Annotated in this window: 11 protein-coding genes; 5 read left to right on the plus strand and 6 right to left on the minus strand. The window is 68.2% G+C overall.

The genetic code is table 11. From position 1 onward, the window contains the following. Together aroB and NF876_RS24665 are read right to left on the minus strand one after the other, a co-directional pair. A partial coding sequence (gene aroB / locus NF876_RS24660) for a 3-dehydroquinate synthase (RefSeq protein ID WP_262271099.1) occupies positions 1-1,111 on the minus strand: 1,111 nt, incomplete at its 3' end. Next, entirely contained in the window at positions 1,108-1,740 is a 633-nt protein-coding gene (locus tag NF876_RS24665; protein ID WP_262271100.1) for a shikimate kinase, read from the minus strand. The genes NF876_RS24665 and aroB, both read right to left, overlap by 4 nt. A gap of 138 nt (positions 1,741-1,878) precedes the next feature. Here NF876_RS24665 and NF876_RS24670 point away from each other — a divergent pair, with 138 nt between their 5' ends. Continuing rightward, positions 1,879-2,028 carry a hypothetical protein gene (locus NF876_RS24670; RefSeq protein WP_036354334.1) on the plus strand — a complete coding sequence of 50 codons (150 nt, stop codon included), beginning with the start codon at positions 1,879-1,881 and terminating at the stop codon, positions 2,026-2,028. After that, a complete protein-coding gene (gene xerD, locus NF876_RS24675) occupies positions 2,025-2,957 on the plus strand; it encodes a site-specific tyrosine recombinase XerD (RefSeq protein WP_262271101.1) in 933 nt (310 codons plus the stop codon). Before NF876_RS24670 ends, xerD begins: the two co-directional genes overlap by 4 nt. 113 nt (positions 2,958-3,070) lie before the next feature. Here xerD and metW read toward each other — a convergent pair whose 3' ends face one another. The 3 genes from metW to polA form a co-directional block, all read right to left on the minus strand. Then, on the minus strand, positions 3,071-3,712 hold the full coding sequence (gene metW / locus NF876_RS24680; RefSeq protein ID WP_262271102.1) for a methionine biosynthesis protein MetW: 642 nt from the start codon (positions 3,710-3,712) through the stop codon (positions 3,071-3,073). Then, positions 3,709-4,881, minus strand: coding sequence for a homoserine O-acetyltransferase MetX (gene metX / locus NF876_RS24685; RefSeq protein ID WP_262271103.1), 1,173 nt, complete (start codon positions 4,879-4,881; stop codon positions 3,709-3,711). The genes metW and metX overlap by 4 nt, the downstream gene beginning before the upstream one ends. Positions 4,882-5,240: 359 nt before the next feature. Continuing rightward, the gene (polA, locus tag NF876_RS24690; protein ID WP_262271104.1) at positions 5,241-8,300 is read right to left on the minus strand and encodes a DNA polymerase I; all 3,060 of its coding nucleotides are present in this window, start codon (positions 8,298-8,300) and stop codon (positions 5,241-5,243) included. A 309-nt stretch (positions 8,301-8,609) separates the two neighbouring features. On the opposite strand from polA, the gene NF876_RS24695 reads away from it, so the two are divergent. Then, the gene (locus tag NF876_RS24695) at positions 8,610-9,140 is read left to right on the plus strand and encodes a hypothetical protein (protein ID WP_262271105.1); all 531 of its coding nucleotides are present in this window, start codon (positions 8,610-8,612) and stop codon (positions 9,138-9,140) included. A gap of 39 nt (positions 9,141-9,179) precedes the next feature. On the opposite strand, the gene NF876_RS24700 is transcribed toward NF876_RS24695, so the two are convergent. Further along, positions 9,180-10,388 (minus strand): ROK family protein, encoded by a 1,209-nt coding sequence (locus tag NF876_RS24700; RefSeq protein WP_262271106.1) that lies wholly within the window; start codon positions 10,386-10,388, stop codon positions 9,180-9,182. A gap of 224 nt (positions 10,389-10,612) precedes the next feature. Between NF876_RS24700 and xylF the strand changes: the two genes are divergently transcribed. Then, a complete protein-coding gene (gene xylF / locus NF876_RS24705; protein ID WP_262271107.1) occupies positions 10,613-11,656 on the plus strand; it encodes a D-xylose ABC transporter substrate-binding protein in 1,044 nt (347 codons plus the stop codon). A gap of 169 nt (positions 11,657-11,825) precedes the next feature. Then, entirely contained in the window at positions 11,826-13,124 is a 1,299-nt protein-coding gene (locus NF876_RS24710) for a sugar ABC transporter permease (RefSeq protein ID WP_262271108.1), read from the plus strand. The last annotated feature ends 6 nt before the right edge of the window (positions 13,125-13,130 follow it).

Here is a 13,130-nt window from a genome sequence, read left to right on the forward strand (position 1 = left end):
TGCGGACCTTGTCGGCCTCGATGCCGGGAGCGATGAAGCTCTGCCCGATGCCCCGGGCCAGGATGAAGGTCAGGGCGCCGCCCTTCACCTTCTTGTCCTGGGCCATGGCGTCGAGAAGCGCGTCGACCGTGCCGCAGCCCCCGGGAACATGGGAGAGGCGCGTGGGAAGTCCAGCGGCCGACAGGTGTGCCTCGACCCGCGCGGCATCCGCCGCCGGGCACAGGCCGAGCGCGGCCGAGAAGCGGAACGCCAGGCACAGGCCGATGGCGACGCCCTCCCCATGGACGAGGCGCGCCGAATCGTACTGGGTGATCCGCTCGAGCGCATGGCCGAAGGTGTGGCCGAGATTGAGGAGCGCCCGGTCGCCGTTCTCGTGCTCGTCGCGCACCACCACGGCGGCCTTGGCGCGGCAGCTCTGCGCCACCGCCTCGTCCCGCTCGGGTGAGCCGGCGAAGATGCCCCGCCAGTTCGCCTCGCACCAGGCGAAGAAGCGCGCGTCGTCGATGAGGCCGTATTTCGCCACCTCCGCGTAGCCCGCACGCATCTCGCGCAGGGGCAGCGTGTCGAGCAGCGCCGTGTCGGCCAGGACCAGGCTCGGCTGGTGGAAGGCGCCGACGAGGTTCTTGCCGTGACGCGAATTGATGCCGGTCTTGCCGCCGACCGAGGAATCCACCTGGGACAGCAGGGTGGTCGGCACCTGGACGAAGCGTACGCCCCGGCGCACCACTGCGGCCGCGAAACCCGCCAGGTCCCCGATCACGCCGCCGCCGAGCGCCACCACGAGATCGCCGCGCTCGATCCTGGCGGCCAGCACCGCGTCGCAGACCTGTTCCAGGCTGGCATAGGACTTGGTGGCCTCGCCGGGCGGCAGGGTGGTCACGGATGCGCGCAGGCCCTGAGCCTCCAGGGCTCCGGCCAGAGCCCCGGCATAGAGCGGCCCCACATGCTCGTCCGTCACGATGGCGGCCGCGCGGGCGCCCAAGGCCGCGATGCGCGATCCGGCCGTCTCGACCACGCCGCGCCCGACCAGGATGTCGTAGGCCCGGTCCCCGAGCGGGACCGGAACCCTGATGAGGGACGGGTCGTCCCTCCGGGAGGCGGGACGCGTCATGGCTCGGCATTTCCCTGGTGTTCGCGGGCGAACCAGTCGCCCAGCGCCTTGATGACGTCGGCGACGACCCGGTCGTGCGGGGCCTCGTGGGAATCGATGGTCACGTCCGCCGTGGCATAGACCGGGTAGCGCAGCTCCATCAGGCGGCGCATGGTGCCTTCCGGGTCAGGGTTCTGCAGGAGCGGGCGGGTCGCCCGCTTGCGGACGCGGCGCATGAGGATGTCGAGATCGGCCTTGAGCCAGAGCGAGACGCCGTGCTCGGCGATGCGCTGGCGGGTCTCCTCGTTCATGAAGGCGCCTCCGCCCGTGGCGAGCACGATCGGCCCCTCCTGCAGGAGGCGGGCGATCACGCGGCGCTCGCCGTCGCGGAAATGGGCCTCGCCATGGATGGCGAAGATCTCGGGGATCGTCATGCCGGCCGCGGCCTCGATCTCGTGATCGGCGTCGCGGAACGGCAGCTTGAGCGTCTGCGCGAGCCTGCGGCCCACCGTGCTCTTTCCGGCGCCCATGAGCCCGACGAGCACGAGCGATCGCGTGCCGAGCTGGCGGCTGATCGGGTGGCCGCGCCGGCTTGACTGGTCTTGCCCGCCGACTTCATCGAGCGAATTGAAGCGGCTGATATTGTTCATGGCCTCAGTCCTAGCACGGGCGCGGCGGCCTGTCACAAGGGCGTTATTCCCCTTTCCCTGGCAAACTTAACCGAAGTGAGGGACTTGCCTTCGCGGCCCTGGCATGGTTCTAGCGGTTCAACGTCTCAAGAGGCTCACGTGCCCACCCTGTTCCGGTTCCTCCTCGTCGTCGCCATTCTCGCGGGCCTTGGCTTCGCGGCCATGTTTGCGCTCGCGACCTTCGTCGACCCCGATCCGCGCGAGATCACGGTCCCGGTGCCCACCAGCCGCACGCCCTCGTCCTCATGAGCGGCGCGCGCCACGCGAGCCTCTTCCTCGACATGCTGGCCGCCGAGCGGGGCGCCTCCAAGAACACGCTTGAGGCCTACCGGCGCGATCTCGACGACTACCTCGCCTATCTGAAGGAAACCGGCGGCGAGCCGGACACGGCGGGTTCCGCCACCATCCGGGGCTTCATGGCAAGCCTGGAGGAGCGCGGCCTGAAAGCCTCCTCGGCCGCCCGCAGGCTCTCGGCGGTGCGCCAGTTCCACAAGTTCCTCTACGTGGAAGGCTATGCCCCGGCCGATCCGACCGCCGCGGTTTCGGCACCGAAGCGGGGACGGGCGCTGCCGAAAGTGCTCTCCGTGGCCGAGGTCGACCGTCTGCTGCAGGTGGCCTATGAGGGCATTCAGCACCCGGAGGCCCCACCGTCCGATCGTCTTCGTGCCGCCCGCATGGCCTGCCTGCTGGAGCTGCTCTACGCCACGGGCCTGCGCGTCTCGGAGCTCGTCGCCCTGCCGCGCAGCGCCGCCAGGTCCCGCGACCGGTTCCTCGTGGTCCGCGGTAAGGGCGCCAAGGAACGGCTCGTTCCGCTGACCGACGCGGCCCGGGATGCGGCGCGCGCCTATCTGGCCCTGCTGGAGGAGCGGACCAAGGCTGCCGGCCCCTGGCTGTTTCCGGCCGACAGCGAGAGCGGCCATCTCACCCGCCAGGCCTTCGCCCGCGACCTGAAGGCGCTCGCCGGGGCGGCGGGCCTGCGAGCCGACAGGGTCAGCCCCCACGTGCTCCGCCACGCCTTCGCCAGCCACCTGCTCCAGAACGGGGCCGACCTGCGCGTGGTGCAGGAGCTTCTGGGCCATTCCGACATCTCGACCACGCAGATCTACACCCATGTGCTGGACGAGCGCCTGAAGAGCATGGTGCGCGATCTGCACCCGCTTGCGGAGGGGGAAGGGTAGCGCCCTTCCGGCCATCCCGGGCTTGTCCCGGTGATCCCGTTCGTCTGGAACGCCGAGCCCTACCATGGGGGAGACGGCCGGCACGAGGCCGGCCATGACGACGGCAGCGCGAATTACCGCCTCTTCAGCAGGAACACGCCCTGGTCGCCGAGCAGGTTCCACACCCACCAGGGCAGGGTCACCCGGATCGGCTGGCCGCCCGCGTTGAGCGCCACGGCCTTCTCCATCTGGGCGCCGACCTCCCGGCACAGCTCCACGAAGTCCCGGATGGTGCAGAAATGGATGTTGGGGGTGTCGTACCAGGAATAGGGCAGGTTCTCGGTCATGGGCATCCGGCCCCGGACGCCGAGATCGAAGCGCACGCGCCAATGGCCGAAATTCGGGAAGGACACGATGGCCCGGCGGCCGATGCGCAGGAGATGCTCCAGCACCACCCGGGGCTGCCGCGTGGCCTGGATGGTCTGGGACAGGATCACATAGTCGAAGGCATCGTCCGGGTAATCGGCGAGATCGGTGTCGGCATCGCCCTGGATCACCGGCAGGCCCTTGGCCAGGCACGCGTTCACGCCCTCGCGGGAGATCTCGATGCCGCGGCCGTCGACCCCCCGGCGGTCGCGCAGGATCGCCAGGAGCGAGCCGTCGCCGCAGCCGATGTCGAGCACCCGCGAGCCCGGCTCGACCATGTCGGCCACGAGAAGGAAGTCGAGGCGATGGCCGGTCTCGAGGTCGGTCGCCGGAAGGGTCGAGGCGATCATGCGATGCCCCGCACCCGCGCGGCCGCGTCGATGAAGCCGCGGACGGCGGCGAACATCTCGGGCTCCTCGAGCAGGAAGGCGTCGTGGCCCTTGTCGCTCTCCACCTCGACGAAGCCGACGGAGGCCGCCGCGGCGTTCAGGGCGTGGACGATGGCGCGGGAGTCGGAGGTGGGGAAGAGCCAGTCCGACGTGAAGGAGATGAGGCAGAAGCGCGTGGCCGAGCCCTTGAAGGCCTTGGCGAGCGAGCCGCCATGCTCCGCCGCGATGTCGAAATAGTCCATCGCCCGGGTGACGTAGAGATAGGAGTTGGCGTCGAAGCGCTCGACGAAGGAGATGCCCTGGTAGCGCAGGTAGCTCTCGATCTGGAAATCCGCGTCGAAGGAGAAGGTCGGGGCGGACCGGTCCTGGAAGTTGCGGCCGAACTTCCGGTGCAGGGCCATCTCGGACAGATAGGTGATATGCGCCCCCATGCGGGCCACGGCGAGGCCCTTGGAGGGTCGCGTGCCCTCGGTCAGGTAGCGCCCGCCGCGCCATTCCGGATCGGCCATCACGGCCTGGCGGCCGACCTCGTGGAAGGCAATGTTCTGGGCCGAGTGGCGGGCAGCGGTCGCGATGGGCAGGGCGGCGAAGACCCGGGTCGAGTAGCTCACCGCCCATTGCAGCACCTGCATGCCGCCCATGGAGCCGCCGACGACGCAGAACAGGCTCTCGATGCCGAGCTTGTCGATCAGGGCCGCCTGGGCCCGCACCATGTCCCGGATGGTGACGACCGGAAAGTCGAGCGCGTAGGGCCGGCCCGTCGCCGGGTCGGTCGAGGCGGGACCGGTGGTGCCCATGCAGCCGCCGATCACGTTGGCGCAGATCACGAAGAAGCGGTTCGTGTCCACGGGCTTGCCGGGCCCGACCATGGTCAGCCACCAGCCGGGCTTGCCCGTCACGGGGTTGTCGTTGGCCACGTGCTGGTCGCCGGTCAGCGCGTGGCAGATCAGAACGGCGTTCGACTTGTCCGCGTTGAGGGTGCCGTAGGTCTGATAGGCAATCTGCCAGGGGGCGAGCGCGATCCCTGAATCCATCATCAGGGGCTCGTGTGCGCCAAACCGCATGACCAGGCTCGACGGGTCGTCGACCTGGCTTCGCGGTTCGGAGGACAGGGGAGCAAATGACATCATTAAACGGAAGAGTTCGTTCTTTCGAACAATCGGTACTGCGGAGCGGCTGCCGCGTCAACGAACATAACGTCTCGTCCGACGGCCCAGGGATCCCGGGGCGCCGAGGTCGCCGCCCGTCCCGGCCACCCTCCGCCCGTTGGGCCACCCTCCGCGTCATCACCGGGCTCGTCCCGGTGATGACGCGGAGGAGGGCCATCGTTGTGGCGCGACCTTTCCGACGTCATGGCCGGCCTTGTGCCGGCCATCCCGATCGGAAGAGCGCCGCGCCCTACAGAAGCGGGATCACCTGACACCGTCCGGTCCTTGAGCCTGACGGTGTTCCTGGGGAGTGCTGACCTCCCGGACGACCGGGCGCGTGATCAATGCGCCTCGTCCCAGTTCTGCGCCGCGCGCGCCTCCACGGCGAGAGGGACCTTCAGGGTGATGGCCGGGAAGGGGGCTTCCGTCATCACGCGGGAGATCACCGGCAGGGAGGCGTCGACCTCGTCGTCCGGCACCTCGAACACCAGCTCGTCGTGCACCTGCAAGAGCATGCGGGCGGAGAGGCGCTCCGCCTTCAGGGCGTCCTCCATGCGCACCATGGCCCGGCGGATGATGTCCGCCGCTGTGCCCTGGATCGGCGCGTTGATCGCCTGGCGCTCCACGCCGGCGCGCTCGGACGGGTTGCTCGACCGGATCTGCGGGTAATGGCAGACGCGCCCGAACAGGGTCGTCACGTAGCCCTTGTCCTTACAGAACCGCTTCGTCTCGTCGATATAGGTGCGGATGCCCGGGAAGCGCTCGAAATACTGCTTGATGAAGGTGGAGGCTTCCGCGTTGCCGATGCCGAGGCGCGTGGCGAGGCCGAAGGCCGAGATGCCGTAGATGATGCCGAAATTGATGGTCTTGGCCTGGCGGCGCAGGTCCGGGGTCATCCGGTCGAGCGGCACGCCGAACATGGCGGACGCCGTCGCCGCGTGGATGTCGATGCCTTCCGCGAAGGCCTCCTGCAATTGCGGAATGTCAGCGATATGCGCCAGCAGCCGCAGCTCGATCTGGCTGTAATCGGCCGAGATGATCTTGTGGCCCTCGGGCGCCACGAAGGCCTTGCGGATCTTTCTGCCCGCTTCCGTGCGGATCGGGATGTTCTGCAGGTTCGGATCGGACGAGGACAGGCGCCCGGTCGTGGTGGCGGCGAGCGAGAACGAGGTGTGCACCCGCTTGGTCTCGGGATGCATGTGCTCCTGCAGGGTGTCCGTGTAGGTGGATTTCAGCTTGGAGAGCTGACGCCATTCGAGGATCTTGGCGGGCAGCTCGTGGCCGGCCTGCGCGAGCTCGTCGAGGAGCGTCGCGGGCGTGGCCCATTGGCCGGACGGGGTCTTCTTCGCGCCGGGCAGGCCCATCTTGCCGAACAGGATGTCGCCGATCTGCTTGGGCGAGCCGAGGGCGAATTTCTCGCCGGCCATCTCGTGGATCTCGTCCTCGAGCCGCGCCAGGGTCTGGGCGAAATCGCCCGAGAGGCGGCTGAGGATCTGCCGGTCGACCATGATGCCGCGCATCTCCATGCGGGCGAGCGTATCGACCATGGGGCGCTCCAGGGTCTCGTACACGGTGGCGCGCCGCTCCGCCACGAGACGGGGTTTCAGCACCTGCCACAGGCGCAGGGTGACGTCCGCATCCTCGGCCGCGTAGGCGGTGGCCTTGGCGATCTCGACCTTGTCGAAGGTCACCTTGTTCCGGCCCGTGCCGGCCACGTCCGAGAAGCTGATCGGCGAGTGGCCGAGATGGCGGCGGGAGAGCTCGTCCATCCCGTGCGAGCCCTTGCCGGCATCGAGCACGTAGGAGATCAGCATCGTGTCGTCGTAGGGCCGCACCTCGATCCCGTGGCGCTTGAACACGACCCAGTCGTATTTCAGGTTCTGGCCGATCTTGAGGATTGCGGAATCCTCCAGGAGCGGGCGCAGGACGTCGAGCGCCTCGCCGACGGGGATCTGGCCCTGGACGAGGCCGCCCCCGAACAGGTTCGATTCGTCCCGGTGCTGCAGCGGCACATAGCAGGCCTTTCCGGCCTCGAGCGCCAGGGAGACGCCGACGAGATCGGCCTGGTTGGCGTCGAGATCGCTCGTCTCCGTGTCGACCGCCACATGGCCCTGCTCGCGGGCCCGGGCGACCCAGTCCTTCAGGCGCTCGAGACTCGTGACGGTCTCGTAGGCGGAGACGTCGATGGGCACCGACGCGGCTTCCGTCGCGCGCTTCCCGGCGACCTGCGAGGGCGTGCCGATGCCCTCGACGGGTTTGCGCAGGGTCGCAGTCTCCGGCAGGTCGAGGCCCGCGAAGGGATCGACCTCGCCCGCCGCCGCGTCGGCCTTGCCGAAGAACGGCACCGCGTCGTCGGTGGGCGCCGTCACGCCGGTGCCGTCGCCGTTGCGCTCCCAGCGGATCGCCTCGCCGCCGGGCATCAGGCGCGGGTCGGGCTCGATCGCCGAAGGATCGGCGTCGTAGAGCTCGGCGACGCGCCGGGTCAGGGTGTTGAACTCCATGGCCTTGAGGAAGCCGATCAGGGTCTTCGGATCGGGCTCGGGCAGACGCAGGTCGTCGAGGGGCACGGGGACCGGGGCGTCGCAGTCGAGCGTCACGAGCTTCTTCGACAGGCGCGCGGATTCCGCGTTGGCGATCAGGGTCTCGCGGCGCTTGGGCTGCTTGATCTCGGGGGCGCGCTCCAGGAGCGTTTCGAGATCGCCGTATTCCTTGATCAGTTGGGCGGCGGTCTTGAGCCCGATGCCCGGCACGCCCGGCACGTTGTCGGAGGTGTCGCCCATGAGGGCCAGCACGTCGCCGATCTTTTCCGGCGGGATGCCCTCCCATTTCTCGATGACGGCGGCTTCGTCCAGGTTGCGCTCGGGCCGGTAGCCCGGCTTGCCCTTGGAGCCCGATTCGAAATCGTAGAAGCACACCTTCGGGCCGACGAGCTGCATCAGGTCCTTGTCGGACGAGATGATGAGCACGTCCGCCCCGCGGGCCTTCGCCTGCTGGGTGTAGGTGGCGATGAGGTCATCCGCCTCGTAGCGCTGCAGCTCCACGGGCTCGAGCCCGAAGGCGCGGATCGCCTCGCGCATGATCGGCATCTGGACCTTCAGGTCCTGCGGAGCGTCGGGCCGATGGCCCTTGTAATCCTCGTAGAGCTCCTTGCGGAACGAGCCCTCGGACTTGTCGAGCACGATGGCCAGGTGGGTCGGCCTGAGGCCGGCCGCCCCGTCGCGCATGAACTGCAGGAGCTTGGACACGAAGAGCCGCACCGCCCCGGACGGCATGCCGTCCGACGAGCGGGCATTGTACTTCTGGTCCTGGTTCATGGACTGGAAGTAGGCCCGGAAGATGAAGGAGGAGCCGTCGACGAGGAAGACGTGGTCGCCGGCTTGGACGGGGCGGGATGAGGGCATCGGCTCGGTCGTGGAGAATGGATCGGCCGAAGATATAGCCCCTCCCGCCCCCCGGGGCTAGCGCCGACGCGGCGACCTGCCACAGACAGGGGTGCAAAACGAGGCCAGGCAAGGGTTTGCGGGGGAGATGGCGCAGCAGACGAGCAGCCGGAGGGCTGACCTGTCCGTTTTCAGTGGAGCAATCGAGGACAACATCCTCGACTCGTCGACGCAGCCGCCGCACCCCTCCGTGAGCGCGTTCGCCGATGGATCATTCAACATGACATACGACATCGACGGAGTCGGATTCGCTCGATATTTCGGTTCCGCATGGTCGATGACACCGACCTCATCGATGATGCAAGCGACGTGGTGGTCGAGACCCTCAAGCTCGCCGACGGCAGCGTGGCGACCCATGCCGTTGTCGGAGCAGGCATCGACACGCTCGAAGGCGGCACGGGCTCGGACAGCCGCGACCGGTTCGTCGTCGACACCAAGATCTCGAAGAGGGACTACAAGGCCAACAAGGACGTCATCAAGGATTTCGGTTCGACGTTCGACGACATCTATCTCGACCACAACGCCTTCACGAACAAGACGATCGCGGGCTTCCTCAAAAAGAAGCACGGCGCTTCCCCGGACAAGGCCGTGAAGCTCGATGCCCGCTTCGTCAGCCTGGACGGGAAGGCGCATGACGGCAACGACTTTGTCCTGGTCAAGCAGACCAACTCCAGGACGGCGAAGATCTATTTCGACCAGGATGGAAGCGGCCGCAAATACGCCGCCCTGGAAATCGCCACCGTGACGCTCGCCACCAAGGAGGGAGCGCATCTGACGAAGGCGGATTTCTGGTTCATCTGAGCCCGGCGATCCCGCGCCGTCGACGTTCCAACGGCAGGATCAGGCCGCCTTGAGGCGCGCGAGATCCAGGTCGAGCTCGCGCAGGGCCTGCATGACGACGCCCTCCGTCAGCAGGTCCATGGAGGATTCCACCACATGGATGGCGGCGAGCGCCCGCAGCTCGGGAATGGTCTGCGAGTCGAGCGCCGCCTCGAAGGAGGGGCGCAGCAGGTCCATGGCCCGGGTGCCCGGGCCGCAGATGACGATGTGGTCGGGCTCGAGCGTCTGGATCAGGATCCCGACCGCATCGCCCAGAACCTCGCCGGCGGCCTGGAACAGGTTGAGGAGGGCGGGATCGCCCGCCCGGGCCTGCGCGACGATCGCCCCCATGGCGCCCTCGCTCGGCAGCAGCAGGGTCGGGGCCGGGCGATGGTCGATGAGCTGGGCGTCCCGGTGCAGGGCGTAATCGGCGAGATAGGCCTCGATGCAGCCACGCCCGCCGCAGCGGCATTGCGGGCCGCTGCGGCGGAGCCGCACGTGGCCGAACTCGCTGCCGCCGAACCGGGCCCCGCGGTAGAGCTCGCCCTGGATGAGAAAGCCGAGGCCGACACCGTCGCCCACCATCAGGCAGGCGGTGCGTCCGGACCGCAGGTCCGAGTTCCGTTGCGTGATGGCGAACGCCATGGCGCTGGCGTCGTTCTCGATGAGGACGGGCTTGCCGAGCCGGTCCCCGAGGCCCGAGGCGAGCGGCAGATCGCGGGCGCCGAGGACCGGGCTCCAGGCCACGATGCCGTCCTTCGTGTCCACGTAGCCCTGGCAGGCGAGCCCCACGGCCTTCACGTCGCGGGCCCCGGTTTCCTCGGCGAAGGCCGTGATCGTGCCGGCCAGCACGTCCATCAGCTCCTCCGCCCCAAGACTGCGCAAGGGGCGCTCCACATGGCGGCTGGCGCGGTTGCGCCCGGCGCTGTCCACGAGCCGCAGTTCGATACGGTTGAACCCGGTCCAGACGCCGATCACCGAGCCCAGGGTCTCGGCGAAGTACAGGCGGGTCTTGGGTCGGCCCCGAATCAGGCCGGAGGCCGGATCGGCCGTCTCTTCGGCCACCAGGATCCCCTCGTCGAGCAGGCTCGCGGTCAGGTCCGAGACGCTCGCCGGGCTCACGCCCAGGTGCTGGCCGATCTCCACCCGGGCCATTGGGCCCTCCCGGCGCAAGGCGTCGAGCAGGCGCCGGCGCGCCGTTTCGCGGGGGGAGAGGGGGAGGAGGGTCATCGCGGCCATTTCTTCGATCTATGAATAAAACAACTTCCGTACCGATGGGTATCAGACGAAAATATAACCCAATCGGAGCTTGAAGCTGCCAATGGCTGAGATAATTATTTCCGCGCTCGAAATATAACGCATGGCAGAGCGAGCCATTCCGTCGATCCGCTCGGATCGACAGCCTGTCATGAGCGAGGGGCCTGCAAGGGAACGCAAGGTCCAGGAGGAAGCCGATGCTATCGAAGAAACACGCACTCATCTCTCTTGCCGCCTTGGCGCTGTCCGCCACCGCCGCCTTCGCCCAGAAGGGCCCGGTCGTGGGCGTCAGCTGGTCGAACTTCCAGGAAGAGCGCTGGAAGACCGACGAGGCCGCCATCAAGGCTGCGGTCGAGAAGGCCGGCGGCACCTATGTGTCGGCCGATGCCCAGTCCTCGCCCGCCAAGCAGCTCACCGACATCGAGAGCCTCATCTCCCGCGGCGCCAAGGCGCTGATCGTGCTGGCCCAGGATGCCGACGCGGTGCGTCCGGCGGTCGAGAAGGCCGTCGCCGAGGGCATCGCGGTGGTCGGCTACGACCGTCTCATCGAGATCCCGCAGGCCTTCTACCTGACCTTCGACAATGTCGAGGTCGGCCGTCTTCAGGCCCGCGAGGTGCTGAAGGTCAAGCCCGAGGGCAACTATGCCTTCATCAAGGGCTCGGGCTCGGATCCGAACGCCAACTTCCTGTTCCAGGGCTCGATGGAGGTGCTGAAAGGCGCCATGGATTCCGGCAAGATCAAGAATGTCGGCGAGGCCTATACGGACGGCTGGCTCCCGGCCAATGCGCAGCGGAACATGGAGCAGTTCCTCACCAAGAACAACAACAAGATCGACGCGGTGATCGCGGCCAATGACGGCACCGCCGGCGGCGCCATCGCGGCGCTTGCCGCGCAGGGCCTCGCCGGTTCCGTGCCGGTCTCCGGACAGGACGCCGACAAGGCGGCCCTGAACCGGGTGGCGCTCGGCACGCAGACCGTCACGGTCTTCAAGGACGCCCGCGAACTCGGCCGCAACGCCGCGGAGATCGCCGTCCAGCTCGCCGGCGGCAAGAAGCTCAGCGAGATCCAGGGGGCGAAGCCCTGGAACCTCGGCCCCAAGAAGCAGAACATGACGGCTCTGTTCCTCACCCCCGTGGCGATCACGAAGGACAATCTCGACGTGGTCATCAATGCCGGCTGGGCGACGAAGGACGTGGTCTGCCAGGGCGTGAAGGCCGGCAGCGTGAAGGCCTGCAACTGATCTGACGCTGTCATTCCGGGGCGCGCCTGTCGCGAGCCCGGATCCCCTGACCGCCGGGATCGATGGATCAGGCGCACGATCGCGCCTTTCCTCGAAACCTCGTGCTCATGGGTTCCGGGTTCCGCGTCGCGGCTCCGGAATGACGTTTTTTGCAGAACGAGTGATTTCCATGACCGCACCCGTCGCCACCGCCGCCCCGCCGCCGAGCGCCGCTTCCGGCTCGCTCCTGTCGAAACTCGAGATCGACGTCCGCATGCTCGGCATGCTGGCCGCGCTCGCCGTCATCTGGATCGGCTTCGACATCCTGTCCGGCGGCGTCTTCCTGACCCCGCGCAATCTCTGGAACCTGTCGGTCCAGACCGCGTCCGTCGCCGTCATGGCGACCGGCATGGTGCTCGTCATCGTGACCCGCAACATCGACCTGTCGGTCGGCGCGATCCTGGGCGTCGTCGGCATGATCATCGGCGTCGCTCAGGTGCAGTGGCTGCCGGCCTATCTCGGACTCGAGCACTGGCTGACCGCGCCGCTCGCCGTGCTGATCGCCCTCGTGGCCGGCGGGCTCATCGGCCTGTTCCAGGGCTGGCTCATCGCCTATCTCGGCATTCCCTCCTTCATCGTCACGCTCGGCGGACTGCTGGTCTGGCGCGGCGCCGCCTGGTGGGTCACGACCGGCCAGACCGTCGCGCCCATGGACACCCGCTTCAAGGCTTTCGGCGGCGGCGTGGAGGGCGCGCTCGGCGCCACGACCACCTGGATCATCGCGGCGGTCGCCTGCGGCCTCATCATCGTGGGTCTGGGCCTGACCCGCCGCCGTCGTCTGCGCTTCGGATTTCCGGTGCGCCCCGGCTGGGGCGACGCGGTGATCGCCGTCGTGGCCTGCGGGGTCGTCCTGGCGACCGCCGCGATCTTCAATGCCTATCCGATGCCCATGGGTTCCGCCCGGACCTGGGCCGAGGCCCGCGGCATCACCTGGCCCGAGGGCGGCCTCTTCATCTCGCAGGGCGTCGCCCTGCCGGTGCTGATCGCCATCGTGGTGGGGCTCGTCATGACCTTCATCGCCACGCGCCGGCGCTTCGGGCGCTACGTGTTCGCCATCGGGGGCAACCCGGAGGCCGCCGAGCTCTCGGGCATCAACACCCGCTGGACGCTGATGAAGGTGTTCGGCCTGATGGGCCTGCTCTGCGGCATCTCCGCCTGCATCTCGACCGCGCGCCTCAATGCGGCGACGAACGCGGCCGGTACCCTCGACGAGCTCTACGTGATCGCCTCCGCGGTGATCGGCGGCACGTCGCTCGCCGGCGGCATCGGCACCATCGCGGGCGCCATGCTCGGCGCCCTCGTCATGCAGTCGCTGCAATCGGGCATGGTGCTGCTCGGAGTCGACACGCCGCTGCAGAACATCGTGGTCGGCGCGGTTCTCGTGCTGGCGGTCTGGGTCGACAGCCTCTATCGCCGCCGCATCAAGTAAGGAAAG

Source organism: Microvirga yunnanensis (assembly GCF_025460875.1).